The organism is Micromonospora eburnea (assembly GCF_900090225.1).
GTDB lineage: Bacteria > Actinomycetota > Actinomycetes > Mycobacteriales > Micromonosporaceae > Micromonospora > Micromonospora eburnea.
Genome location: NZ_FMHY01000002.1, coordinates 2625829 through 2650117 on the forward strand (window position 1 = coordinate 2625829; position 24289 = coordinate 2650117).

Consider the following 24289-nt stretch of genomic DNA (forward strand, 5'->3'; position numbering starts at 1 on the left):
GGCCGCCCCGGCGGCAGCGGTCCGCGCGGAGCCGGGGAGGGTGGTCACGGCTCGTCGCTGGCACACAGCACGCCCGCCGAGCTCTACGGTTCCGCGGTCGACGGGCCGGCCGCGCCCGGCCGGCCCGTTCCGGCCGGCCCGGACGAGGTTGGAGGTGCCGACTGCCCGTGCCGTACGGTGCTCGCCGTGACCGTGCACGATCCTGTCCCGCCCGGCCCCGTCGCCGTGCTCGTCAACCCGACCGCCGGCCGGGGACGGCACCGTGGCCTGCTGCCCCGGCTGCTGGACCGGCTGAACGGCGCCGGCCGGCCGGTCCGGCTGCTGGCGGCGGACACCCCCGAGGAGGCGGAGGCCGCCTGCCACGCCGCGGTCGCCGACGGCGCCGGCGCGCTGGTCGCGATCGGTGGGGACGGCACGATCCACCGGGCGCTCCAGGCGGTCGCCGGTACGGCCGTGCCGTTCGGCCCGGTCCCCGCCGGCACCGGCAACGACTTCGCGGCCGACACCGGCTTCCCCACCGACCCGCTCGCGGCCGTCGAGGTGGTCGTCGAGGCGCTGCGCGCCGGCCGCGCCCGCCCGGTCGACCTGGCCCTGGTGACCACCGCCGACGGCGCCGAGCGGTGGTACGGGGCGGTGCTGGCGGCCGGCTTCGACGCGATCGTCAACGAGCGGGCCAACCGGATGCGCTGGCCGCGCGGCCCGCGCCGCTACGACCTGGCCATCCTGGTCGAGCTGGCCCGGCTGCGCCCGCGCCGCTACCGGCTGCGCCTCGACGGTGCGGAGCACGAGGTGGACGCGGTTCTCGTCGCGGTCGGCAACTGTGCCAGCTACGGCGGCGGCATGCGGGTCTGCCCCGACGCCGACCCCACCGACGGGCTGCTGGACGTGGTGGTCGGCGGGCGCTTCGACCGGCGCACCCTGATCCGGGTCAAGCCCCGCATCTACCAGGGCACCCACGTCGCGCACCCGCTGGTGCGCGTACACCGGGCCCGGACGGTGGAGCTGGACGCCGCCGGCATCACCACCTACGCCGACGGGGAGCGGACAGCCGACCTGCCGCTGCGGATCACCGCCGTGCCGGCGGCGCTGCGGCTGCTGCGCTGACCGGCTCGACGTCACCCGGTCCCGGCGTGCCGCCGGCCGTCCCGGTGGGGCCCCGCGTGCCGGCCCGGACCGCGCCGGCGCTGGCGGCGATCACCAGCCCGATCGCGAGGATCTCCACCGCCGCCAGCCGCTGGTCGAGCACCAGCCAGCCGGCCAGGGCGGCGATCGCCGGCCCGAGGCTCATCAGCACGGCGAAGGTCGCGGTGGGCAGCCGCCGCAGCGCCAGCAGCTCCAGCGTGTACGGCAGCACCGAGGCGAGCACGGCCAGCCCGGTGCCCAGCCCCAGCACCGCCGGGTGCCACAGCCGGCTCCCCGAGCCGACCAGCCCGATCGGCAGGGTGACCAGCGCGGCCACGGCCAACGCCAGGGCCAACCCGTCGGCGCGGGGGAACCGCCCGCCGACCCGGGCCGAGCAGACGATGTACGCCGCCCACAGCGCGCCCGCGCCCAGCGCCAGCCCGACCCCGACCGGATCCAGACGATCGAAGCCGCCCTGCCCCAGCAGCGCCACCCCGGCCAGGGCCAGCGCGGCCCAGCACCAGGCCGCCGGCCGGCGGGCGGTGAGCACCGACAGCGCCAGCGGCCCGAGCACCTCCAGGGTCACCGCCGGGCCGAGCGGAATCCGCTCGATGGCCTGATAGAAGACCGAGTTCATTCCGGCCAGTGCCAGCCCGAAGGCGATCACGGCGACCCAGTCGTCGCGGTTGTGCCCGCGCAGCCGGGGGCGGCACACGGCCAGCATCAGCAGCGCGCCGATGGCCAGCCGCAGCGTCACCGCTCCGGCCACCCCGGTACGCGGGAACAGCAGCGCGGCGACCGCGGATCCGAACTGCACCGAGAGCGCCCCGCCGAGCACCAGCCCGACGGCGCCGGTGCGGCGGGCCGGGGCGGGCGTGGTGGGAGATCCGCCGGTCGTCATGCCCGCGACGCTAATTCCCAGGTCAGGCGGTGCGTCGTCGGGCGTCGCGAGGTGGGTCGGCGGTCACTCCGGCGGTGTGCCCCGGCCGTGGCCGGCCCAGGGTCCGGCACCTCCGCCGCTGGCCAGGCGGGGCGGCGAAACGGTCAGCCGGGCACGGCGAGGTCGAGCACCGCACCCAGGCCGTTGGGGCGCCCGGCGTCGGCGCAGGGCAGCACCAGCACGGCGCAGCCGGCCCCGACCGCGCCCGCGTCGGCGGGGGTGTCGCCCACCATCAGGGCCCGCTCCGGGTCGACGCCGAGCATGCCGCAGGCGCGCAGGAAGATGCCCGGGTCCGGCTTGCACCGCCCCACCTCGTACGACAGGGCGTACGCGTCGATCAGCTCGGCGAGCCCCCAGGCGTCGATCAGCGGCCGGATGTCGAAGCCGATGTTGCTGACCACCGCCACCTTCACCCCGGACCGGCGCAGTGCCTTGAGCACCGCCTCGGTGTCCGGGTACGGCACCCAGCCGTCGGGCACCAGCACCCGCTCGTAGAGCGCGTCGGCGAACCCCTCGATGCCCACGTCGACGGTCTCCGCCAGCCCCGTGTAGGCGCCCCGGTGGGCGTGCGGGTAGAGATCGCGGTCGGCCCACAGCTCGGCCAGCCGGGGCGGCACCCGGGCCGGCAGTGGCCCGCCCGCCCGGCCCGCGGTGAGCAGCCGGTCGGCCAGCGCGGTGGCGCGGACCCGGTCGAGTTCCACCCCGCACGCCGCCGCGGCGGCCAGCACCCACTCCCGGGGCTCCTCCACCTGGGCGAGGGTGCCGTGGAAGTCGAAGAGCACCGCCTCCACAGGCCGGCGGGACGTGGTCGGGTGGACAGCGTCGTCGGCGCCGCTCGGGGCGGTCGGTTCGGCATGATCCGGCACGTCGTGCACCCTACCGACCCGCTCCTACCCGGTTGCCGGATGGCCTTGGCCGGTGGTCGTCGGACGGACCGATTAATCTTGGAGGCATGTCGAGCCCCGCCGAGCGGTACGCCGCGGCGCGCCGCCGGGCCGCGCAGGCCTCCACCTTCCCGGCCCTGGACGAATTCGCCCGTGATCTGGGGTTCGACCTCGACGACTTCCAGCGCGAGGCGTGCGAGGCCCTGGAACGGGGCAGCGGCGTGCTGGTCTGTGCCCCGACCGGGGCCGGTAAGACGGTGGTCGGCGAGTTCGCCGTACACCTCGCCCTGCGGGGTGGGCCCGGGAAGGCGCCGGCCGCCGACGGTGCGGGGCCGACCCGGCGCAAGTGCTTCTACACCACGCCGATCAAGGCGCTGTCGAACCAGAAGTACCACGACCTGGTCGACCGCTACGGCGCCGAGCAGGTCGGCCTGCTCACCGGCGACAACGCGATCAACGGCGACGCGCCGGTGGTGGTGATGACCACCGAGGTGCTGCGCAACATGCTCTACGCCGGCTCGGCCACCCTGGAGGGCCTGGCCTACGTGGTGATGGACGAGGTGCACTACCTCGCCGACCGGTTCCGCGGCGGGGTCTGGGAAGAGGTGATCATCCACCTGCCCGCCTCGGTCACCCTGGTCTCCCTGTCGGCCACCGTCTCCAACGCCGAGGAGTTCGCCGACTGGCTGGTCACCGTGCGGGGCGAGACCGCCGTGGTGGTCAGCGAGCACCGGCCCGTGCCGCTGTGGCAGCACATGCTGGTCGGCCGGCGGATGTTCGACCTGTTCCACGACGCTGACGCCGCCCGCAAGCACGACGTGCACCCCGAGTTGCTGCGCTACACCCGGGAGACGATGCGCCGGCTCGAACTGGGCGAGGGGCGCAGCGCCGGCCCCGGCGGCGGCCGGCGCGGGCCGCGGTGGCGCGGTCCGATGCGCCCCGACATCGTCGACCGGCTCGACCGGGAGGGGCTGCTCCCGGCGATCCTGTTCATCTTCAGCCGGGCCGGCTGCGACGCGGCCGTGCAGCAGTGCCTCGCCGCCGGGCTGCGGCTGACCTCCCCAGAGGAGCGCGCCGAGATCCGCCGGGTGGTCGAGTCGCGGGTCACCGCCATCCCCGGCGAGGACCTCTCCGTGCTCGGCTACTGGGAGTGGCTCGACGGCCTGGAGCGCGGGCTCGCCGCCCACCACGCCGGCATGCTGCCCGCGTTCAAGGAGGTCGTCGAGGAGCTGTTCGTGCGCGGCCTGGTGAAGGCGGTCTTCGCCACCGAGACGCTGGCGCTGGGCATCAACATGCCGGCCCGCTGCGTCGTGCTCGAACGCCTGGTCAAGTTCAACGGCGAGGCGCACGTCGACCTCACCCCGGGCGAGTACACACAGCTCACCGGCCGGGCCGGCCGCCGGGGCATCGACGTGGAGGGGCACGCGGTGGTGGTCTGGTCGCCGGAGACCGACCCCCGGCACGTCGCCGGCCTCGCGTCCACCCGGACGTATCCGCTGCGGTCCAGCTTCCGGCCGTCGTACAACATGGCCGTCAACCTGGTCGGCACGGTCGGCGCCGAGCCGGCCCGGGCGCTGCTGGAGTCCTCGTTCGCCCAGTTCCAGGCGGACCGGTCGGTGGTCGGCCTGGCCCGGCAGGTGCAGCGCAACACCGAGACCATCGAGGCGTACGGGGTGGACGCGGCCTGCCACCACGGCGACTTCGACGAGTACTTCGCCTTGCGGGTGGCCATCGCCGAGCGGGAGCGGGCCATCGCCCGGCAGGGGCAGACCCAGCGCAAGGCCGCCGCCGTCGCCTCGCTGGAGCGGCTGCGGGTCGGTGACGTGATCCGGGTGCCGTCCGGCCGCCGGGCCGGCCTGGCGGTGGTGCTCGACCCGGCCACCGGCGGCTTCGGCGAGCCGCGCCCGCTGGTGCTCACCCAGGACCGGTGGGCCGGCCGGGTCACCCCCGGCGATTTCACCACCCCGGCCGAGGTGCTCGCCCGGATCCGGGTGCCGAAGCACTTCAACCACCGATCCCCGGCCGCCCGGCGGGACCTTGCCGCCGCGGTCAGTGGCACCGGGCTGGACCGGCACGGCGGCCGGCGCGGCGGGCGGTCCCGGCAGGCCGTCGGCGAGGACCACCGGCTCAGCCAGCTCCGTGCCGAGCTGCGCCGGCACCCGTGCCACGCCTGCCCGGAGCGGGAGGAGCACGCCCGCTGGGCGGAGCGGCGCCGCCGCCTGGAACGCGACACCGAGGAGCTGCGCCAGCGGGTCGCCGGCCGGACCGGCTCCCTCGCCCGCACCTTCGACCGGATCGTGGCGCTGCTGACCGCCCGGGGTTACCTCTCCGTCGAGGGCGAGGTCACCGACGCCGGGCGGATGCTCGGCCGGATCTGGACCGAGGCGGACCTGCTGGTCGCCGAGTGCCTGCGCCGCAAGGTCTGGGACGGGCTCTCGCCGGCCGAGCTGGCCTCTGCCGTGTCCGTGGTGGTCTTCGAGGCGCGCCGGGACGTCGACGAACGGGCCTCCCTGCCGCGCGGCCCGGTCGCCGAGGCGGTCGACGAGACGCTCAAGCTGTGGAACGACATCGAGACGGACGAGGCCGCCCGGGGGCTCGCCGTCACCCGGGAGCCCGACCTCGGCTTCGCCTGGCCGATCTACCGCTGGGCGCGGGGCGAGGCGCTGGCCAAGGTACTGGCCAGCGGCCACCAGATCGACGGCGAGATGCCCGCGGGCGACTTCGTCCGCTGGGCGCGGCAGGTGGTCGACCTGCTCGGCCAGCTCGCCGACTCCGGCGGTGCGTCGACGGAGTTGCGGGCCACCGCCCGGCAGGCGATCGCCGCGGTCAACCGGGGCGTGCTGGCCTACCACGGCGCCGCCTGAGCGGCGCCGCCGGTCAGGACCCGCCGGCCAGGGCGTCCACCAGACGCCGGCACGAACCGGCCAGGTTCCACCGCTGCGCCAGCTCCAGCAGCCGGTCCGGGTCCGCCGGTGCCGTCGGTAGCGCCGTGGCCAGCTCCGGCAGCGGCACGTCGGTGGCCACCCGCACCACCTTCGGCGCGACCGCCAGGTAGTCCCGGGCCGCCTCCAGTTTGGTTCGCAGGCCGGGGGCGAAGCCGGAGGCCCGGTCGTCGAGCGCGGCCAGGATGCCGGGGAGCCCGTCGTACCGGTCGATGAGCCGGGCGGCGGTCTTCTCGCCCACGCCGGGCACGCCGGGCAGCCCGTCGCTCGGGTCCCCACGCAGGGCGGCGAAGTCGGCGTATCGGTTGGCGGGGACGCCGTAGCGGGTGCGCACCGCCACGTCGTCGCAGTCCTCCAGCTTGGCCACGCCGCGCCCGATGTAGAGCAGCCGCACCTGGCGGGCGTCGTCGACGAGCTGGAACAGGTCACGGTCGCCGGAGACCACCTCCACCGGGCCGGGCTGGGTCACCGAGAGGGTGCCGAGCACGTCGTCGGCCTCGTAGCCGGTGGCGCCGACCACGGTGATGCCGAGCGCGTCGAGGACCTCGAGGATCATCGGCACCTGCGGGGAGAGCGTGTCCGGCACCACCTCGCCGCCCTCCGGCGCGACCCGGTGCGCCTTGTACGACGGCAGCAGCTCCACCCGCCACGCCGGCCGCCAGTCGTGGTCGAGCGCGCAGACCATCCGGTCCGGCCGGCGGGTGCGGACGAGCTGGGCGAGCATGTCGAGGAAGCCGCGGACGGCGTTGACCGGCTGGCCGTCGGCGGTCCGCGCCGCCGACTCGGGGATGCCGAAGTAGGCGCGGAAGTAGAGGCTGGGGGAGTCGATCAGCAGGATCGGGGGTTGGTGTGCCACGCCACCAGCGTGGCACAGCGGTGTGACGAGGTGGGGGACCGGCGAGGGGCGTCGCCGGGGTCAGCGGCCCTCGTTCCGGTACAGGGTCTCCCGGCGGGCCACCCGTTGCAGCATGTAGCTCCCGACGAGCAGCACGAGCGCCAGCACCACCTCGACCCAGGCCAGGGTCCCGCTGGCGACGATCAGGCCGATCAGGAGCAGCGCCAGCCCGACCACGGCGAGGATGCCGGCCCACCACAGCCGGCGGCGCCGTACGCTTCGGTCCCGCCCCCTGTCCGTCACCGCTCCACCCTCCTCCACCCGTAACCCAGGCTATCGGCGTGGGCCGGTCGGTGAACCGATAACCGCCGAGCGGTCGGGCAGACTGGCGGCATGGATTTCGTGCCCGGCCTGACGCTCTGCCGGCGTTTCCACGATGAGGTCCTCGCCCCGCTGCTGGCCCGCCGCCTGCCCGGCCTCCGCTACGCCGCCGGGCTGCTCGACGGTGGCTCGGAGCTGCTCGGGCTGGACACCCCACGTTCGACCGACCACGACTGGGGGCCGCGTACCCAGCTCTTCGTCGCCGATGCCGCCGACGTCGCGCGGGTACGGGCGACCCTCGACGCCGCGCTGCCGGCGCGGTTCCTCGGCTGGCCGACCCGGTTCGCCGGTGGCCCGGACGTCCGGCTCGGCGTGGTGCACCCCGACGGCGACCGGCACGGGGTGGGCGTCGACGAGTTGGGCGGCTGGCTACGCGAGCGGCTCGGCTGCGATCCGCGCGCCGGGATGGCGGTGGCGGACTGGCTCTGCGTACCCACCCAGCGGCTGGCCGAGTTGACCGGCGGCGCGGTTTTCCACGACGGGCTCGACGGGGAGCTGACCGCGGCCCGCGCCCGCCTGGCGTGGTATCCGGATGACGTCTGGCGGTACGTGCTGGCGGCCGGGTGGCAGCGGATCGGCCAGGCCGAGCACCTGGTCGGCCGGTGTGCCGAGGTGGGTGACGAGCTGGGCAGTCGGGTGGTGGCCGCCGGGCTGGCCCGGGACCTGATGCGTCTCGGGCTGCTGCTGCACCGGCGCTGGCCGCCGTACGCGAAGTGGCTCGGCACGGTCTTCGCCGCGCTGCCGGCGGCGGACCCGGTGCTGGACGCCCTGGCCGCCGCCCTCGGCCCCGGGGACTGGCCGGCGCGGCAGGCCGGGCTGGTCCGGGCGTTGGAGACCGTCGCGGCCTGGACCAACGACAGCGGGCTGGCCGCTGCGGTCGACCCGACCGTGCGACCGTTTCACGACCGGCCTTTTCTGGTCCTGGACGCGAACCGGTTCGTCGCCGCGTTGCGCGCCGCGGTCGAGGACCCGGCCCTGCGGGCCCGCCCGCCGGTCGGCGCCGTCGACCAGTATCTCGACAACGTCGATGTGCTCACCCACGCGGAACGGGTACGCCGGGTCGCCGCGGCGGTGCTGCCGGACTGACCGCCGGAGGTCAGCCGGTCGGGGCGGCGGCCCAGCCGGTGAGGGCGATCTCGGTGGCCCGGCGCAGGGCCGCCTGCACGGCCGCCGGGTCGGTGGCCTGGTCCGGGTCGTCGAGAAGCACCTGGAGCGCGCCGGCCACCGCGCCGACGAACGCCCCGACCAGCGCCGCCGCCGTCACCGGATCGAGCCGTTGCGGGTACGCGGCGGCGAGGTGCCGGGCGATCTCCCGCTGCGCGTCGAGTTGGAGTTGCAGGGCACGCCCGCGTACGACCGGCACCTCGCGGATCAGCCGCAGCCGCAGCGCGGCCAGCCGGCTGCCCAGTTCCTCACTGTCCGCGGTCACCGTGCGCAGCGCCCGCAGCAGCACCTCGGCCGGCCCCTCGTCCGGCCCGCGATCGGCGATCGCCTCGACGGCGGCCCGGATACGGTCGTCGCTCTCGGGGAAGAGCAGCGCCTCCTTGCTCGGGAAGTACCGGAAGAAGGTCCGGGTGCCGACCTCGGCGGCCGCGGCGATGTCGGCGACGCCCGTGCGGTCGTAGCCGTGCCGTTCGAAGAGGTCGACGGCGGCGTCGATGAGCGCCTGCCGGGTCCGGGCCCGCTTCCGGTCACGTAGCGACGACATGCCGGCGATCATACGGCGCTGAGAGTCATGTGGCATCCATTGCAAAATGGCATTGAGTGCCATTAGTGTCGGTGGTATGCGGACAGTGCTCATCTCCGGCGGCGGCATCGCGGGCAACACGCTCGCCTGGTGGCTCGCCCGGCACGGATTCCGGCCCACGGTCGTGGAGCGCGCCGCCGGCCAGCGCTCCAGCGGCGCACCGGTCGACGTGCGCGGTCCCGCCGTTCCGGTGGTCGAGGCGATGGGGTTGCTGGAGCGCCTGCGCGCGGCCGCCACCTCGGTGACCGGCGCCCGGCTGGTGGACGCCGGCGGGGCGACCGTCGCCCGGTTCCCGATGGGCGGCGACCGCCCCGCCGGCCGCACCGAGCTGGAGATCCCCCGCGCCGACCTGGCCGCGATCCTGCACCGGGCCACCGCCGACGACGTCGAGTTCCGGTACGACGACACGATCACCGGGCTGACGGAGGACGCGGGCGGCGTCGACGTGACCTTCGCCCGGGGCGAGCCGCGCCGCTTCGACCTGGTCGTCGGGGCCGACGGCCTGCACTCGGCGGTGCGCCGCCTCGCCTTCGGGCCGGAGGCGCGGTATGTCCGCCATCTCGGCGTGTGGGTGGCCGGCATGTCGCTGCGCGGGCCCGCCGACGACCCGCACGACGTGCTGCTGTACAACACGCCGGGGCGGCTCGCCTCGGTGCACCCGGCCCGGGGCGACGCCATGGCCGCGTTCATCTTCCGGGGCCCGATGGTCGACGGCCTCGACCACCGCGACCTCGCGCGGCACAAGCGGCTCGTCGTCGAGGCGTACCAGGACGAGCGGGGCTGGCGGGTGCCGGAGCTGCTCGACCGGGTACGCGCCGCCGACGACCTCTACTTCGACAGCGTGAGCCAGGTCCACCTGCCCCGCTGGTCACGGGGGCGGATCGTGCTCGTGGGTGACGCCGCCTCCTGCGTCTCGCTCTTCGGCGAGGGCTCCAGCCTCGCCATCGCCGGCGCACACACCCTCGCCGAGGCCCTGGCGGCCGGTGGGTACGGCGCGGCGTTCCGCCGCTACGAGACGGTGCACCGCCGCCGTACCGAGCCGAAGCGGCGGGCCGCCCGGTACGTGGCCGGGCTGCTCGTGCCCCGTACCCGGATCGGTCTGGCGACCCGCAACGCCACCGCCCGGGTGTTCGCCCGCGTCCGTCCGGCCGCCCCGGCCCGGTAGCGCTCGCGGGTCCCGCCCCGTCTCAGGCGGCCGATCCGACGCTGTCCACGACGGACATCCGCCGGAACTCCCAGGGGTCGTGGGCGGAGACGACCTCCACCTGGTCGGGGTGCTCCGCCAGCAGCGCCCGCAGCCGGGCCAGGTTGTCCAGCCGCAGTGGGCGGTCGGTTTCGACGGACGCCTGCAGCGCGTCGAACATGGGCGGCGTCGGCGGCAGCCCTGGCGCGACCTCTCCGCGGTAGTAGTACGCGTCACCGGCGTGCACGAGCCACGCCGGGCCGGGCCCGGCGGAACGCCGGACGGCCACGGCGAGGTGCCCCTCGGTGTGACCGGCGAGCGGCACCAGCAGGATCTCCGGTGGCAGGTTGGTAAGTTGCTGGACCTTGTCGAAGCCGAACCAGCGCTCCCCGTCGGTGCCGGAGTACGTGACCCAGTGCGGATCGTGGGCCCAGTGCGCCTGGGGGTACCGGTCGCCGCGGGTGACCGTCGCCGCGCGATGCTCGGTTTCGTGCAGGTGCACCCGTGCGTGTGGGAAGTCCGCCAGGCCACCGGTGTGGTCCCGGTGCAGGTGGGTCACCACGATGTGGCGGACGTCGGTCGGCGAGTGGCCGAGCCGCTCGATCTGGCGTACGGCCGTCTCCTCCGGATCGAGGACGGGCTGAGCCCAGCCGAGGAAGTCCTGCCCCAACCTCGCCTCCGGATCCCGGATGTCGGACGTGCCGAAGCCGGTCTCCACCAGCACCAGCCCGTCGGAGGCGGTCTCGATGAGCAGGCAGTGGCAGACCGCGGGCAGCGGTCGGAGCGCCCCGTCCGGGTCGGTGGCCGGGGCGATCTCCCGCATGGACCCGCAGTTGAGATGATGGATTCGCACGTTTCCCCCTGAGCTGGCGTCGGATGCGACCGCGCCGAACGCTAGGAGACGCTCTCGTGACTCACCAAACGGTTGGCCACATCGGGGTGGGCCTGCTGGACCTGTGCTCCGGCCCGGATGTCCGCCCCGACCCGTCCTGCCCGGTGGAGGTCACCCTCGCGGCGCTGCGCGGGCGGTGGACGGCGTTGGTGATCGGCGAGATCGCCCGTGGTCCCCGAAGCTTCACCGCGCTCGCGCAGGCGCTGCCCGCCCTGTCCGACAAGGTGTTGGCCGATCGGCTGGCCCAGCTGGCGGAGGCGCGGGTCGTCGTCCGCCGCCGTACCCCGTCCTGGCCGCCTCGGGTCACCTACACCCTCACCGACCGGGGCCAGGCACTGCTCCCGGTACTTCAGGCGATGTGGGACTGGGGAGCGGGCCCGGCGGGCCCCCGGGGCGGGTAGCCGGCTCAACCGGCCGCGGTCATCTCCCGCTCGGCCGGCTCGTCGACCCGCAGGTCGGTGAGGTCGCGCAGTCCGCGTACCGGGGAGAGGAGCAGGGCCAGCGGCGCCAGCACGGTCGCCACGGCGAACGCGACGAGGGTGAGCCGGGCGCCGGCGAGTCCGGCGAGCGCCCCGGCGACCAAACCGCCGACCGGGATCGCCCCCCAGGAGACGAAGCGGACGGTCGCCATCACCCGGGAGAGCAGATCGGGAGGGCTGGCGGTCTGCCGGTAGGTGCGAGTGGTCACGCTGAGCACCACGACGCCCCCGGCGAAGAGCACGTTGCCGGCGGCGAACGCCAGGTACGCCGGCCAGCCCACGCCCAGCGGCACCAGGAACGCGCCACCGGCGGCGACGAGGCAGGCGACCACCAGGGACCGGGCGGTGCCCCACCGTCGGGTGATCCACGGTGTCAGGGTCGCCCCGACCAGTGACCCGACTCCTTCGACGGCGAGCAGCACACCGACCAACGCGGCCGGGGCGTGCAGCTCTCGGACCAGGTGGAGCGGATACACGGCGAGCTGTGCCCCGCAGACGAAGTTCACCGCCGTGGCGGTCCACATCGTCGGTCCCATCACCGGGTGGCGGGTGACGTACCGCCAGCCCTCGCCGATCATCGCGCGTACCGGCGGCCAGCGGTCCGGGGCGTCGGCCCGGCGGGCCGGCAGGGACCACAGCAGCGCGGCGGAGACGAGGTAGCTGGCCGCGTCGACCAGCACCGTCGGCACCGCGCCGAGCGCCTGCACCGCCAGGCCGCCGAGGGTCGGGCCGCTGAGCTGGGTGCCGGCGTGGGTGGCCGAGGTGAGGCTGTTGCGGGCGTGCAGCTGTTCCCGGCTGACGATGGCCGGCAGGAAGGTGGCGTTGGCGACGTCGAAGAGCACGTTGGCGAAGCTGACCACCAGGGCGACGACCACCAGTTGGGCGACGGTCAGCACCTCCCACCACCAGGCGAGGGGGATGGAGGCGACCGCGAGCGCCCGAGCCAGATCGGCACCGACCTGGGCGCCGCGCAGCGGCAGCCGCTGCACGATCACCCCGGCGGGCAGCCCGATCACCAGCCAGGCCACGTAGCTGGCGGCGGTGATCAGCCCCATCTCGAACGCGGACGCGTCCAGCACGGTGAGCGCGGTCAGCGGCAGCGCCACCGCGCCGACCGCCGACCCGACCGAGCTGGCCGTGCCGGCGGCCCACCAGCGCCAGAACACTCCGGCTCCCTGCTCGACGGACATGCCGTCAACCCCCGATCCCGAGCCAGTGAGTTCCAAACTGAAACGGACTATAGTCGAGGTGGCTGGACGAACGGGAGGTGGGACGTGAGGCGGGCGGACCTCGGCGACGCCGACTGTGGCATCGCCCAGGCGCTCGGTGTCCTGGGCGACTGGTGGACCTTCCTGATCGTCCGCGAGATCGCCGGCGGCACCACCCGCTTCGACGCGATGCAGCGAGAGTTGGGCGTCAGCCGGCGGGCGCTCACCGAGCGGCTGGCCGGGCTGGTCGAACACGGCGTGCTGTTTCGCCGGCCGTACTCCGCCCACCCGCCGCGCCACGACTATCTGCTGACCGCCAGGGGAGAGGCCCTGTTGCCGGTCCTCGTCGCGTTGCAGGACTGGGGCACCCGGCACGTGATGGGCGACGGCGCGCTCACCGCCACCGCCGACGCGGACTCCGCCGAGGCGCGCAGGGTGCACCGACTGGTCGGCCGCCGCGTACCGGAGATGGCCCTGCGCCGGCACGACGGCGACACGGAATCGCCGGCCGTCCCCGGCCGGTGGACCGTCCTCTACCTTTTCCCGGGGGCGTTCGCGCCGGGCGCGCCGGGTCTCCCGCCGGGCTGGGGGGAGATCCCCGGCGCCATCGGGTGCACGCTCGAATCCCGGACGTACGCCGAGCGGCACTCCCGCTTCCGCGCTGCCGGCGCCGAGGTGCGTGGTGCGAGCACCCAGCGCCCGGACCAGTTGCGTGACTTCGCCGAGCACGCCCGGCTGCCGTACCCGCTGCTGTCCGACGAGGACGGTCGGCTCGCCGCCGGCCTGCTGCTGCCCACTTTCCGGGCCGGCGGGGTCGAGCGGTTCAAGCGGCTGACCCTGCTGGTCGACCCGGAGTCGGTGGTGCGCGCGGTGCAGTTCCCGGTGACCGACCCGGCCGGCTCGGTCGACGAGATGCTCGACCAGGTACGCCGGCGCGCGAGCCGGTAGCGCCCGCCGCCGGCCGGCCCGTCAGGTGAACCTCCCGTTGTCGGCGACCGCGCCGATCCGTAAACTCCGGGACAACCGTACTGATCTACGGTTGTCTATCTCGTCTCCGAGGGTCCGGGCCGCCGTGATGGCGCCTCGACGGCGAGGCCGTGGCGCGTGCCCGCAGACGCGCCGTCGTCCCACCACCCCGAGGAGAACCATGTTGAGAAAGAGGCTCAAAATGCTCGGCGCGGCCCTGGTCGCCGCCGGGTTGACCGCGCTGGCGGCCGTCGCCGCCGCGACTCCCGCCTCGGCGGCGGCGCTGACCGAGGTGACGAACTTCGGCACGAACCCGAGCAACCTGCGGATGTACCTGTACGTACCGGACCGGGTCGCGCCGCAGCCGGGGCTGGTGGTGGCGATCCACTACTGCACCGGCACCGGGCCGGCGATGTACACCGGCACGCAGTTCGCGGCGTTGGCCGACCGGTACGGCTACATCGTGGTCTACCCGTCGGTGACCCGCAGCAGCCAGTGCTTCGACGTCTCCTCGCCGCAGGCGCTGCGCCGTGACGGCGGCAGCGACCCGGTGGGCATCGTGTCGATGGTCAACTACGTGCGGCAGCGCTACAACGTGGACCCGAACCGGATCTTCGCCACCGGCATCTCGTCGGGCGCCATGATGACGAACGTCATGCTGGGCCTCTATCCCGACGTGTTCGCCGCCGGGGCGGCCTTCGCCGGTGTGCCGTTCGGTTGTTTCGCCACCACCAACGGGTCGGAGTGGAACAGCGACTGCGCGAACGGCCAGCTCATCAAGACCGCGCAGCAGTGGGGTGACCTGGTCCGCAACGCGTACCCGGGCTACAACGGCAAGCGGCCTCGGATGCAGTTGTGGCACGGCACCAACGACGAGACGTTGCGCTATCCGAACTTCGGTGAAGAGATCAAGCAGTGGACCAACCTGCACGGGTTGAGCCAGACCCCGACGTACACCGACACCCCGCAGGACGGCTACACCCGCACCCGCTACGGCAGCAGCGGCAGCACCGCGCCGGTCGAGGCGATCAGCATGCAGGGGGTGTCGCACAACCTCCCGGTCGACGCCGCCCAGGCGATCCGCTTCTTCGGCCTGGACGCCAGCACCCCGCCGACGACCACGCCGCCGACCACCACGCCCCCGACCACCACGCCGCCCAGCAGCCCGCCGCCGTCCGGCGGGTGCCGCGTCGCGTACGTCGTGAACGCCTGGAACACCGGCCTGACCGCGGACGTGACCGTCACCAACACGGGCACCGCGACGATCAACGGCTGGAGTCTGGCGTTCACCCTGCCCGCCGGCCAGACCATCACCAGCGGCTGGAACGCGACGTACGCACCGTCCAGCGGCGCGGTGACGGCGCGCAACGTCTCCTACAACGCGGCCATCCCGCCGAACGGGTCGGTCAGCATCGGCTTCCAGGCCAACCACACCGGTAACACCGGCAAGCCTTCCTCCTTCGCCCTCAACGGCGTTCCCTGCGCGGTCGCCTGACCGCCGGCACCGCCGGACGCCCCGTCGAGGGCGTCCGGCGGCAGCCCGGTGCGCCGAATCCGGCGGCGCCGGAATCGGACACCCGACGACGTTGCCGACAGCGCTTCGGCAAAACGCCACCCCTCCGCAGGGTTGCCGACGCGACGTCGATAACATGGCGACATGATGTCGACAAAACAGCGTGGGGTGGCCTGATGTTCCTGGCCCTTCGCGAGTTGCGTTTCGCCCGGACGAGATTCGGGCTGATGGGTGCGGTGATCGCCCTGATCGCGGTGCTGATGGTGATGTTGTCCGGGCTGTCGGTCGGCCTGGTGAACGACGGCGTGTCCGGGCTGCAGAAGATGCCGGTGACCGCGTTCGCCTTCGAGAAGCACGTCCAGCACGACGCGGCCTTCTCACGCAGCGTCGTCGACCTGGACGCGGTGCGGGCCTGGCGCGACCGGCCCGACGTGGCGGCGGCCGAGCCGTACGGCAACACGTTGGTCAACGCCCGCAGCGACCGGGGTGTCGAGATCGACCTCGCCCTGTTCGGGGTGGAACCAGAGTCGTTCCTGTCGCCGCGGGTCAGCCAGGGGAAGTCCCTGTCGGCACCCGACGGGATCGTCGTCAGCACGACGGCCGAGCAGGCCGGCCTCAAGATCGGCGACACCGTCACGCTGGACCGGATCGGTACCCGGCTGACGGTCGTCGGGGTGACGGACGGCCAGCACACCTTCGGCCACGTCGACGTGGCGTACGTCCCGCTGGGCACCTGGCAGCGGGTCAAGGCAGGGGTCGGGCCCGACGGTGCGCTGCCCGACCGGGCGGCCCGGGAGAGCACCGCCGTGGCGGTACAGGCGAAGCCGGGACGCACCCTCGACCTGGCCGCGGGTGACGCGGCGGCCGGGACCGAGAGCCTGACCCTCGACCAGGCGTACGGCGCCTCCCCGGGTTACACCGCGGAGAGCACCACCCTGCAGCTGATCCAGGGGTTCCTCTACGCCATCTCGGCCCTGGTCGCCGGGGCGTTCTTCGCTGTCTGGGTGATCCAGCGCAAGCAAGAGGTGGCCGTCCTGCGGGCCATGGGCGCCTCCGCCGGGTACGTCCTACGGGACGCGCTCGTCCAGGCCCTCCTTCTCCTGGTGGGGGCGGTCGCCGTCGGCGTGGCCGTCGGGGTCGGCCTCGGGGCCGTCATCACCGGCGGCGGAGTCCCGTTCGCCCTGAGCGCGCCCGCCGTCACCGCCGCCGCGCTCGGCCTGATCCTGCTGGGCCTGGTCGGCGCCGCCGTCGCGGTGGCCCGCGTCATCTCCGTCGATCCCGCGACCGCACTGGGAGGCAACCGGTGAGCGCAACCCACCCGTCCGGCGGTGCGCCCGCCGAAAACAGCGCCGTGGCGCTCGACGCCGACCCGGCGCGGCACGGACTGGTCCTTCGGGGGGTGTCGCTCCAGCACGGGGACGGCCCCGACCTGGTCCGGGCGCTCGACGAGGTCGATCTGTCGGTCGCGCCCGGCGAACTCGCCGCCGTCGTGGGTCCGTCCGGTGCCGGCAAGTCGAGCCTGCTCGCCGTCGCGGGCGGCCTGAGCCGCCCGACCTCCGGGGCAGTCCTGGTCGCCGGTCACGACATGACCGTGGGCAGCCAGCGGGCCCGCGCCGCACTGCGCCGGGAACACATCGGCTTCGTCTTCCAGTCCGGCAACCTGCTGCCCGCGCTCACCGCCCGGGACCAGGTACGGCTGCCGTTGCAGTTCGCCCCCCGCCGGCGTCGGGCCGGCCGGGACCCCCTGGAACTGCTCGCCGAGGTCGGGATGGCGCACAAGGCCGACCGGCGCCCGCACCAGCTCTCCGGCGGGGAACGCCAGCGGGTCGGTATCGCCCGGGCACTGGTCACCGCACCGCGCGTGCTGCTCGTCGACGAACCCACCGCCGCCCTCGACCGGGCCCGCAGCCACGAAGTGGTGCGCCTGCTCGCCACCGAGGCGAAACAGCGGGCCGTCGCCGTGGTCATGGTCACCCACGACCACGACGTCCTGGAGCACTGTGACACCGTGTACGAGATGGTCGACGGTCGGCTGAGCCGGCTCGGCTGAACCCGATCCGTCTCGGTCCGCCGCCGTCGATCGCCGCCCCGACGCCGGACCCGGAGGACCGCGTGCCGAAGATCCAGGCATCCACTGTTGCCGAGCACCGCGTCCAGCAGCGCGCCGCACTGCTGGACGCGGCACGCAACCTCCTGTCCCGCAACCCCACCGAGCAGCAGCCGCCCAGCCTGGCCGAGGTCGCGCGGCTGGCCGGGCTGGCCCGCTCCAGCGTCTACTCCTACTTCCGGTCCCGGGAGGACCTCCTCGACGCCCTCATCGCCGACACCTTCCCCCGCTGGTCCGCGTACGTGACGGAGCAGATGGACCGGCACCGCGAACCGGGCCGGCGGGTGCTCGCGTACGTCGATGCCAACCTGCACCTGGTCGCCCGTGGCGACCATGCCCTGGCTCGCGCCCTCGCCTCCGCCGGCCGTGCCGACACCCTCGCCACGTCCAGCAGGCTGTTGCACGACGAGTTGCGTACGCCGCTGGTGGCGGCCCTGCGCGCACACGGCGCTCCGGACCCGGTCCGGATGGCCGAGGTCATCCAGTCCGTCGTCTTCGCGCTCACCCGGATGATCGAGGACGGGACGTCGGAACGGAAGGCCCGCCGCCTCGCCCACGAGCTGCTGGAGCCGTATCTGCGGCTCGGTGGCGACCGTCAGCGCGACGCATGAGCCGTCCCGCACCGGGTACGCGGACTCGACGGCCGAGAACCCAGCGGGAACGGGGGTGACCCGGGATGAAGGTCCGAAGTTCACTTCGCGGGCTGAAACGGAAGGCCAACTCGATCGTGGTACGCCGTCGGGGCAAGGTCTTCGTGCTCAACAAGGCGGACCCACGGCAGAAGGCGCGACAGGGCTGACCGGGCGCGAAGTACAGCTCAGACAATTGTTTTCGGACTTTTCACAAGAGGTGAAAAAAGGCGGGCGAGCGCGTCGTATCCATTGACATAGGCCACTGCGACGGGAAATCTCCACCCGACCGGGCGGGTGTCCGCAACACGGCGGACACCCTGTTCGTCATCCCGGCGCCCCCACCCGTCCTGGAGAGGCCCATGTCACCGGTCCCCCCGCACCTCAGCCCGCCCCCATCCCCGCGCTCAGCCCGGCGACTGCTCGCCGCGCTGACGTCGCTGCTCGCCGCCACCGCGCTGGTCGCCCCGCCGGCCGCGGCCCGCGCGGCCGACCCGCTGCTCTCGCAGGGTCGCCCGACCACCGCGTCGTCGACGGAGAACGCCGGCACCTCGGCGGCGAACGCCACCGACGGCAACGCCGGCACCCGCTGGTCCAGCGCCTTCAGCGATCCACAGTGGCTCCAGGTGGACCTCGGCGCCACCGCCACCGTCTCCCGGGTCACCCTGGTCTGGGAGGCCGCGTACGCGCGGGCGTACCAGATCCAGACCTCGACCGACGGCGCCACCTGGACCACGATCTGGTCCACCACGACGGGAGCCGGCGGCACCGTCGACCTGACCGTCAGCGGCACCGGCCGGTACGTGCGTATGTACGGCACCACCCGGGCCACCGGCTACGGCTACTCGCTCTGGGAGTTCCAGGTCTACGGCAGCACCGGCGGCGGCACCGACTGCGACACCGCGACCAACGCCGCCCAGGGCCGGCCCGCGACCGCCTCCTCCACCGAGAACGCCGGCTTCCCGGCCACCGCGGCGGTCGACGGCAACCTGGGCACCCGCTGGTCCAGCGCCGCCAGCGACCCGCAGTGGCTCCAGGTCGACCTGGGCAGCGCCCGCACCCTGTGCCGGGTCGTGCTGAACTGGGAGGCCGCGTACGCGCGGGCGTACCAGATCCAGACCTCGACCGACGGCACCGCCTGGACCACCGTCTGGTCCACCACCACCGGCGCCGGTGGCACCGAGACCCTGACCCTGGCCGGCTCCGGCCGGTACGTGCGCGTGTACGGCACCGCGCGGGCCACCGGCTACGGCTACTCGCTCTGGGAGTTCACCGTGAACACCACCGGAGGGGGCACCATCCCGGGCGGCGGGTCGCTCGGACCCAACGTGATCGTCTTCGACCCGTCGATGTCCAGCGCCACCATCCAGAGTCAGCTCGACACCGTCTTCCGGGCCCAGGAGTCGAACCAGTTCGGCACCCAGCGGTACGCGCTGGTGTTCAAGCCCGGCGACTACAGCGGGATCAACGCGCAGATCGGCTTCTACACCTCGATCATGGGCCTGGGCCGGAACCCGGACGACGTCCGCATCCACGGCGACATCACGGTCGACGCCGGCTGGTTCAACGGAAACGCCACCCAGAACTTCTGGCGCTCGGCGTCCAACATGGAGGTGTTCCCCTCCGCCGGGTTCACCCGCTGGGCCGTCTCGCAGGCCGCGCCGTTCCGGCGGATGGACATCCAGGGCGACCTGAATTTGGCCCCCAACGGATACGGCTGGGCCAGCGGCGGCTACATCGCCGACAGCCGGGTCACCGGCAATGTGCAGCCGTACTCGCAGCAGCAGTGGTACACCCGGGACAGCAACGTCGGCGGGTACCTCAACGCGGTGTGGAACATGGTCCAGTCCGGCGTCGCCGGTGCTCCCGCCACCAGCTTCCCCAACCCGCCCTACACCACCCTCGCCCAGACCCCGGTCAGTCGGGACGTGCCTTACCTCTACCTCGACGCGTCCGGCAACTACCAGGTCTTCGTCCCGTCCACCCGGACGAACGCCTCCGGGGCCTCCTGGCTGAACGGCGCCACCCCCGGCACCTCCATCCCGCTGAGCCAGTTCTACGTGGCGCGTCCCGGCGACTCCACCGCGACCATCAACGCCGCCCTGGCCCAGGGGTTGAACCTGCTGTTCACCCCCGGCGTCTATTCGGTCACCCAGACCATCACCGTCAACCGGCCGGGCACGGTGGTCCTCGGCATCGGCTTCCCGACGCTGATCCCGCAGAACGGCGTCACCGCCATGTCGGTGGCCGACGTCGACGGGGTCCGGCTGGCCGGCATGCTCTTCGACGCCGGTCCGGTCAACTCGCCGGTCCTGCTCCAGGTCGGGCCCACCGGCTCGACCGCGAGCCACGCCGGGAACCCCACCTCGATCCAGGACGTCTTCTTCCGTATCGGCGGCGCCGGCGCGGGCAAGGCCACCACCAGCCTGGTGGTCAACCAGAACGACACGTTGATCGACCACATCTGGGCCTGGCGGGCCGACCACGGCACCGGCGTGGGCTGGACCGTCAACACCGCCGACACCGGCCTGATCGTCAACGGGAACAACGTCACCGCGCTCGGTCTCTTCGTCGAGCACTACCAGAAGTACGAGGTGATCTGGAACGGCAACAACGGCCGGACCATCTTCTTCCAGAACGAACTGCCGTACGACCCGCCGAACGCCGGAGCCTGGACGAACGGCTCGATGGTGGGCTACGCCGCCTTCAAGGTCGCGAACACGGTCACCTCGTTCGAGGGCTGGGGGATGGGCAGCTACTGCTACTTCAACGTCGACCCGACCATCGCCGCGTACCACGGCTTCGAGGCGCCGACCACGGCCGGCGTCCGGTTCCACGACCTGCTCACCGTCTCGCTGGGCGGCAACGGGTCGATCACACACGTCATCAACGACACCGGCGCCACGGCGCAGGGCACCAACACCGTGCCGGTGAACCTGGTCAACTACCCCTGACCCCGAGGGGGCGGCGCGCTCGCCACGCCGCCCCCCACGGGTCGTACGCCCGACCGGAGCGCGTCCGGCGGCGGACCCGTCGCCGGGCCGCCGCCGGACGGACCGGTCAGCTGGTGGGGAAGTTGTCCGGGGTGCGGATACGGCTGCGCATGAAGTTCCCCGACGCGGTCAGGTTCGCCGTGCCGGCGTACTGGCCGCCGGCGCAGGTGCCCGGCTTGAACGCCGCGCTGCCCTCGTTGGCGTCGGAGTACGTCCAGTTCGCGTAGCTGATCTTCAGACGGTCGAGCAGGTCGAGCCAGGCGGTGCTGCTGGCCGTGTCGACCGCCCCGTCACCGGTGTAGGTCACCGTGCCGAACTCGGTGACGAACAGCGGGATCCGGGCTGCGGCCCGCTGCACCTCGCTGCGGTAGTTGTCCTTGTGCGAGGCGGCGTAGAAGTGGAACGTGTACATGATGTTGCTGGCCGAGACCGGGTTGTTGACGATCTCGTCCGAGTTGCCGCCCTCGGAGATGCCCAGGGACGACCAGCCGCGGGTGCCGACGAGGATCACGGCCTCCGGGTGGTTGGCCCGGATGACCGGGATGACCTGCTCGGCGTAGTTCTTGATGGTGGACCAGCTAACGCCGTTCGGCTCGTTGGTGATCTCGTAGATCACGTTCTTCTTGCCGGCGTTGCGGGCCGAGACCGAGGCGAAGAAGGTCTTGGCCCGGTCCAGGTTGTACATCGGGTCACCGGGCGTCAGCGTGTGGAAGTCGATCAGCGCGTACATGCCGCGCGCCGTCGCCTTGTCCACCAGGTTGTTGACCTGGTTGGTGAACCCGGTCGGGTTCGTCTCGTACCCCTGCTCCTGCACGTACATCGAGATCCGCAGCAGGTCGGACTGCCAGTCGTTGGCGAGCGCGTCGAGCGACGCGTCGTTGTAGCAGTTGGCGAACCACTGCAACCCGTGGGTGCTCATGCCGCGCAACTGGATCGGCTTGCCGTACTGGTTGCAGAGGTTGACCCCGCAGACGCGCAGCTGGCCGTTGATGGCCGCCGGGGTGCTGCCGGTGGGCGGCGGGGTGGTCGGCGGGGGAGTGGTCGGCGGCGGTGTCGTCGGCGGCGGCGTGGTGGGCGGGGGCGTGGTGGTGGGCGGGTTGGTGGGGACGCTGCCGGTGCAGGTCGTGCCGTTCAGGGTGAACGTGGTCGGGTTCGGGTTGGCGCTGGTCCAGGTGCCGTTGAAGCCGATGGTAGTGCTCGCCCCGGTGCCCAACGTGCCGTTGTAGTCGAGGTTCTTCGCGGTGACCGCGCTGCCGCTCTGTTGGAAGGTCGCCGACCAGCCCTGGCTGACGCGCTGCCCGGAGTTGGGGAAGGTGAAGCCCAACGTCCACTGGTTCACCGGGTCGCCCAGGTTCTGGATGGTGATGTTGGCGGTGAACCCGCCCTGCCAGGAGTTGGTGGTGTACGTGACGGCGCAGCCGGTCGCGGCCATGGCGTTGGTCGACGGCAGCAGGGCCGCCCCGGCCAGGGCGAGCGCGCCGACGGCGCTCGCTGCGAGGAGGGGGCGCCGTGACGGGCGCGGAATCGAGGTCATGCGGGATCGTCCCATCTGGTGGGTGGTGGTGAGTCATGGCGGTGCCGTCGCGAACTCGCCCGGACAGTTCGACGCGGCAGCCTCGGGAGCGCTCCCACGGAGAGGGTAGAGGGGTGTGCGCCGCAGTGCAACATATCGATGGCCGCGCGTGGGTCGTGGGCCTGGTGTCGGGCGAAACCGGTTGCCGCGGCGGGAGCCGCCGGCGATGCTTGGCCGCGATGACACCACAGCACGGGCTTCAGACCCGGTGACGGCGCCGCGCGAGGCCCCCCACATCGACGCGGCACTGGTGCGCCGGCTGGTGGCCAGCCAGTTCCCCCACTGGGCTGACCTCCCGGTCCGGCCCGTCGCAGTGGACGGCTGGGACAATCGCACCTTCCACCTGGGCGACGAGATGACCGTGCGCCTGCCCAGCGCCGAGGGCTACGTGCCGCAGGTCGAGAAGGAACAGCGCTGGCTGCCGCTCCTCGCGCCGCGGCTGCCGCTGGCGGTGCCGACCCCGCTGGCCCAGGGGAGCCCCGGCGAGGGCTACCCGTTCCCCTGGTCCGTCCGCCGCTGGATCGACGGCGAGACCGCCGCCGCCGAGCGGATCGGCGATCCGGTCCGGTTCGCCACCGACCTCGCCGGCCTCCTCACCGCCCTGCACCGCACCGAGCCGGCGGGCGGACCCTTGGCCGGCGCGCACAGCGCCTTCCGGGGCGCCGCGCTGGCCACGTACGACGCCGAGACCAGGCAGGCGGTCGAGCTGCTCGGCGACCGGATCCCCACCGACACCGTCCGCGAGATCTGGGCCACGGCCCTGGAGTCGACCTGGACCGGGCCGCCGGTCTGGTTCCACGGCGACGTCGCCTGGGGCAACCTCCTGGTGCGCGCCGGCAGGCTAGTCGCGGTCATCGATTTCGGCTGCTGCGGGATGGGTGATCCGGCCTGCGACCTGGCCGTCGCCTGGACGCTGCTGGCCGGCGCGAGCCGGACGGCGTTCCGCGCCGCGCTCGACGTGGACGACGCGACCTGGGCCCGGGGCCGGGGCTGGGTGCTCTGGAAGGCCCTGATCACGCTCGACAACCCCGACCCGGTCCGCGCCGCGGAGGCGCGCCACGCGCTCGACGCCGTCCTCACCGAGTACGCCGAATCCACCCGGGCGTGAGCGGACGGGTGGCGGGGCGACCGGCCCGGGTGGCCACACGCCACGGCCGCTCGCTGGTGACCGCTCAGCCGGCCAGCCAGTCCACCGCCCGCCGGCGGATCTCCGCCGGCACCTCGTGGCCGCCGGGGAACTCGGCGTACTCCACCGGGTAGCCGAGGGTGTGCAGGCGCGGGACCAGCCGCCGGCTGCACACGTCCACCGGGAGCACCCGGTCGTCGGTGCCGTGCGAGACGAAGACGCGCGGCCGGCCGTGGGTGACCAGGGGCGCGGCGAAACCGGGGGAGAAGGCCAGCACCGCGTCGACCAGGTCGCCGTTGGTCAGGCCCAGGGAGAGGGCGTACGACGCCCCGTCGGAGAAGCCGCCCAGCGTCACCCCGGCCACCGGGTACGCCGCGAACGCCGCGCCCACCAGCGCGTCGATCCGGCGTACGTCCGGGCCGAACCCCTCGGCGATCAGGTCCCAGGTGCTCGCCGCGGCCGGTGGGGCGAGCAGCAGCAGTCGCCGCTCGTCGGCGAGCGGCAGCAGCAGGTCCAACCCCTGCCGGGCCGAGCCCCCGGCGCCGTGCAGCAGCACCACCAGCCGGTACGGTCCGGCGTCGCCGGCCGGGACGTACCGCAGCGCCGGCGGCCTGCCCTCCGGGTCGGGTACGAAGGCCAGCCCGGTCGGACCGGGCGTGGCCACGGCGGCGGGGCGGGCGCTCAGCCGGCCGTGCCGGTGCCCCTCCTCGGGCTGCCGGTGCGGTGGCGCGGGCTCGGTCACCTTCTGCTCGCCCTTCGTCATCCGGTC

Annotated in this window: 22 protein-coding genes; 13 read left to right on the forward strand and 9 right to left on the reverse strand. The window is 73.6% G+C overall.

Annotated features, from left to right (window positions below; translation table 11 throughout):
- Positions 1–177 precede the first annotated feature (177 nt).
- Entirely contained in the window at positions 178–1104 is a 927-nt protein-coding gene (locus GA0070604_RS12360; RefSeq protein ID WP_091118087.1) for a diacylglycerol kinase, read from the forward strand.
- Here the strand turns inward: GA0070604_RS12360 and GA0070604_RS12365 are convergent.
- Together GA0070604_RS12365 and GA0070604_RS12370 are read right to left on the reverse strand one after the other, a co-directional pair.
- On the reverse strand, positions 1067–2023 hold the full coding sequence (locus GA0070604_RS12365; protein WP_091118088.1) for an EamA family transporter: 957 nt from the start codon (positions 2021–2023) through the stop codon (positions 1067–1069). The genes GA0070604_RS12360 and GA0070604_RS12365 overlap by 38 nt on opposite strands.
- 143 nt (positions 2024–2166) lie before the next feature.
- Positions 2167–2928: an HAD family hydrolase gene (locus GA0070604_RS12370; protein ID WP_208602029.1), complete on the reverse strand. Its 762-nt coding sequence runs from the start codon at positions 2926–2928 to the stop codon at positions 2167–2169.
- 86 nt (positions 2929–3014) lie between these two features.
- On the opposite strand from GA0070604_RS12370, the gene GA0070604_RS12375 reads away from it, so the two are divergent.
- Positions 3015–5810, forward strand: a complete 2796-nt coding sequence (locus GA0070604_RS12375; protein ID WP_091118089.1) for a DEAD/DEAH box helicase — start codon at positions 3015–3017, stop codon at positions 5808–5810.
- 13 nt (positions 5811–5823) lie between these two features.
- Here GA0070604_RS12375 and GA0070604_RS12380 read toward each other — a convergent pair whose 3' ends face one another.
- Both GA0070604_RS12380 and GA0070604_RS12385 read right to left on the reverse strand, forming a co-directional pair.
- Positions 5824–6744, reverse strand: a complete 921-nt coding sequence (locus GA0070604_RS12380) for a 5'-3' exonuclease (RefSeq protein WP_091118090.1) — start codon at positions 6742–6744, stop codon at positions 5824–5826.
- A 60-nt stretch (positions 6745–6804) separates the two neighbouring features.
- Positions 6805–7026 (reverse strand): hypothetical protein, encoded by a 222-nt coding sequence (locus GA0070604_RS12385; RefSeq protein ID WP_091118091.1) that lies wholly within the window; start codon positions 7024–7026, stop codon positions 6805–6807.
- A 90-nt stretch (positions 7027–7116) separates the two neighbouring features.
- On the opposite strand from GA0070604_RS12385, the gene GA0070604_RS12390 reads away from it, so the two are divergent.
- Positions 7117–8190, forward strand: a complete 1074-nt coding sequence (locus GA0070604_RS12390; protein WP_091118092.1) for a DUF4037 domain-containing protein — start codon at positions 7117–7119, stop codon at positions 8188–8190.
- Between the two features lie 10 nt (positions 8191–8200).
- Here the strand turns inward: GA0070604_RS12390 and GA0070604_RS12395 are convergent, their stop codons facing one another.
- Complete coding sequence (locus tag GA0070604_RS12395) at positions 8201–8812, reverse strand: TetR/AcrR family transcriptional regulator (RefSeq protein WP_244161856.1); 612 nt, start codon at positions 8810–8812, stop codon at positions 8201–8203.
- 76 nt (positions 8813–8888) lie between these two features.
- Here GA0070604_RS12395 and GA0070604_RS12400 point away from each other — a divergent pair, with 76 nt between their 5' ends.
- On the forward strand, positions 8889–10016 hold the full coding sequence (locus GA0070604_RS12400) for an FAD-dependent monooxygenase (protein WP_091118094.1): 1128 nt from the start codon (positions 8889–8891) through the stop codon (positions 10014–10016).
- A gap of 22 nt (positions 10017–10038) precedes the next feature.
- On the opposite strand, the gene GA0070604_RS12405 is transcribed toward GA0070604_RS12400, so the two are convergent.
- The gene (locus tag GA0070604_RS12405) at positions 10039–10857 is read right to left on the reverse strand and encodes an MBL fold metallo-hydrolase (RefSeq protein ID WP_244161857.1); all 819 of its coding nucleotides are present in this window, start codon (positions 10855–10857) and stop codon (positions 10039–10041) included.
- 86 nt (positions 10858–10943) lie between these two features.
- On the opposite strand from GA0070604_RS12405, the gene GA0070604_RS12410 reads away from it, so the two are divergent.
- Entirely contained in the window at positions 10944–11327 is a 384-nt protein-coding gene (locus GA0070604_RS12410) for a winged helix-turn-helix transcriptional regulator (protein WP_208602030.1), read from the forward strand.
- Between the two features lie 5 nt (positions 11328–11332).
- On the opposite strand, the gene GA0070604_RS12415 is transcribed toward GA0070604_RS12410, so the two are convergent.
- The gene (locus GA0070604_RS12415) at positions 11333–12595 is read right to left on the reverse strand and encodes an MFS transporter (protein ID WP_091118097.1); all 1263 of its coding nucleotides are present in this window, start codon (positions 12593–12595) and stop codon (positions 11333–11335) included.
- Positions 12596–12679: 84 nt separating this feature from the next.
- On the opposite strand from GA0070604_RS12415, the gene GA0070604_RS12420 reads away from it, so the two are divergent.
- The 7 genes from GA0070604_RS12420 to GA0070604_RS12450 all read left to right on the forward strand — a co-directional run bounded on the left by GA0070604_RS12420 (position 12680) and on the right by GA0070604_RS12450 (position 20782).
- The gene (locus GA0070604_RS12420) at positions 12680–13561 is read left to right on the forward strand and encodes a winged helix-turn-helix transcriptional regulator (protein ID WP_091118098.1); all 882 of its coding nucleotides are present in this window, start codon (positions 12680–12682) and stop codon (positions 13559–13561) included.
- Between the two features lie 199 nt (positions 13562–13760).
- Positions 13761–15074: an extracellular catalytic domain type 1 short-chain-length polyhydroxyalkanoate depolymerase gene (locus GA0070604_RS12425; RefSeq protein ID WP_091118099.1), complete on the forward strand. Its 1314-nt coding sequence runs from the start codon at positions 13761–13763 to the stop codon at positions 15072–15074.
- Positions 15075–15268: 194 nt separating this feature from the next.
- Positions 15269–16399: an ABC transporter permease gene (locus GA0070604_RS12430; protein ID WP_091118100.1), complete on the forward strand. Its 1131-nt coding sequence runs from the start codon at positions 15269–15271 to the stop codon at positions 16397–16399.
- A complete protein-coding gene (locus tag GA0070604_RS12435) occupies positions 16396–17142 on the forward strand; it encodes an ABC transporter ATP-binding protein (RefSeq protein WP_244161858.1) in 747 nt (248 codons plus the stop codon). Before GA0070604_RS12430 ends, GA0070604_RS12435 begins: the two co-directional genes overlap by 4 nt.
- A gap of 62 nt (positions 17143–17204) precedes the next feature.
- Positions 17205–17810 carry a TetR/AcrR family transcriptional regulator gene (locus GA0070604_RS12440; RefSeq protein WP_091118102.1) on the forward strand — a complete coding sequence of 202 codons (606 nt, stop codon included), beginning with the start codon at positions 17205–17207 and terminating at the stop codon, positions 17808–17810.
- Between the two features lie 65 nt (positions 17811–17875).
- Positions 17876–17998, forward strand: a complete 123-nt coding sequence (locus tag GA0070604_RS12445) for a 50S ribosomal protein L36 (RefSeq protein ID WP_091118103.1) — start codon at positions 17876–17878, stop codon at positions 17996–17998.
- Between the two features lie 192 nt (positions 17999–18190).
- Entirely contained in the window at positions 18191–20782 is a 2592-nt protein-coding gene (locus GA0070604_RS12450; protein ID WP_091118104.1) for a discoidin domain-containing protein, read from the forward strand.
- Positions 20783–20888: 106 nt separating this feature from the next.
- On the opposite strand, the gene GA0070604_RS12455 is transcribed toward GA0070604_RS12450, so the two are convergent.
- On the reverse strand, positions 20889–22355 hold the full coding sequence (locus tag GA0070604_RS12455; RefSeq protein WP_091118105.1) for a cellulase family glycosylhydrolase: 1467 nt from the start codon (positions 22353–22355) through the stop codon (positions 20889–20891).
- Between the two features lie 247 nt (positions 22356–22602).
- Here GA0070604_RS12455 and GA0070604_RS12460 point away from each other — a divergent pair, with 247 nt between their 5' ends.
- Complete coding sequence (locus tag GA0070604_RS12460; RefSeq protein WP_244161859.1) at positions 22603–23502, forward strand: aminoglycoside phosphotransferase family protein; 900 nt, start codon at positions 22603–22605, stop codon at positions 23500–23502.
- Positions 23503–23566: 64 nt separating this feature from the next.
- Here the strand turns inward: GA0070604_RS12460 and GA0070604_RS12465 are convergent, their stop codons facing one another.
- On the reverse strand, positions 23567–24283 hold the full coding sequence (locus tag GA0070604_RS12465) for an alpha/beta hydrolase (RefSeq protein ID WP_141721280.1): 717 nt from the start codon (positions 24281–24283) through the stop codon (positions 23567–23569).
- Positions 24284–24289: the final 6 nt, after the last annotated feature.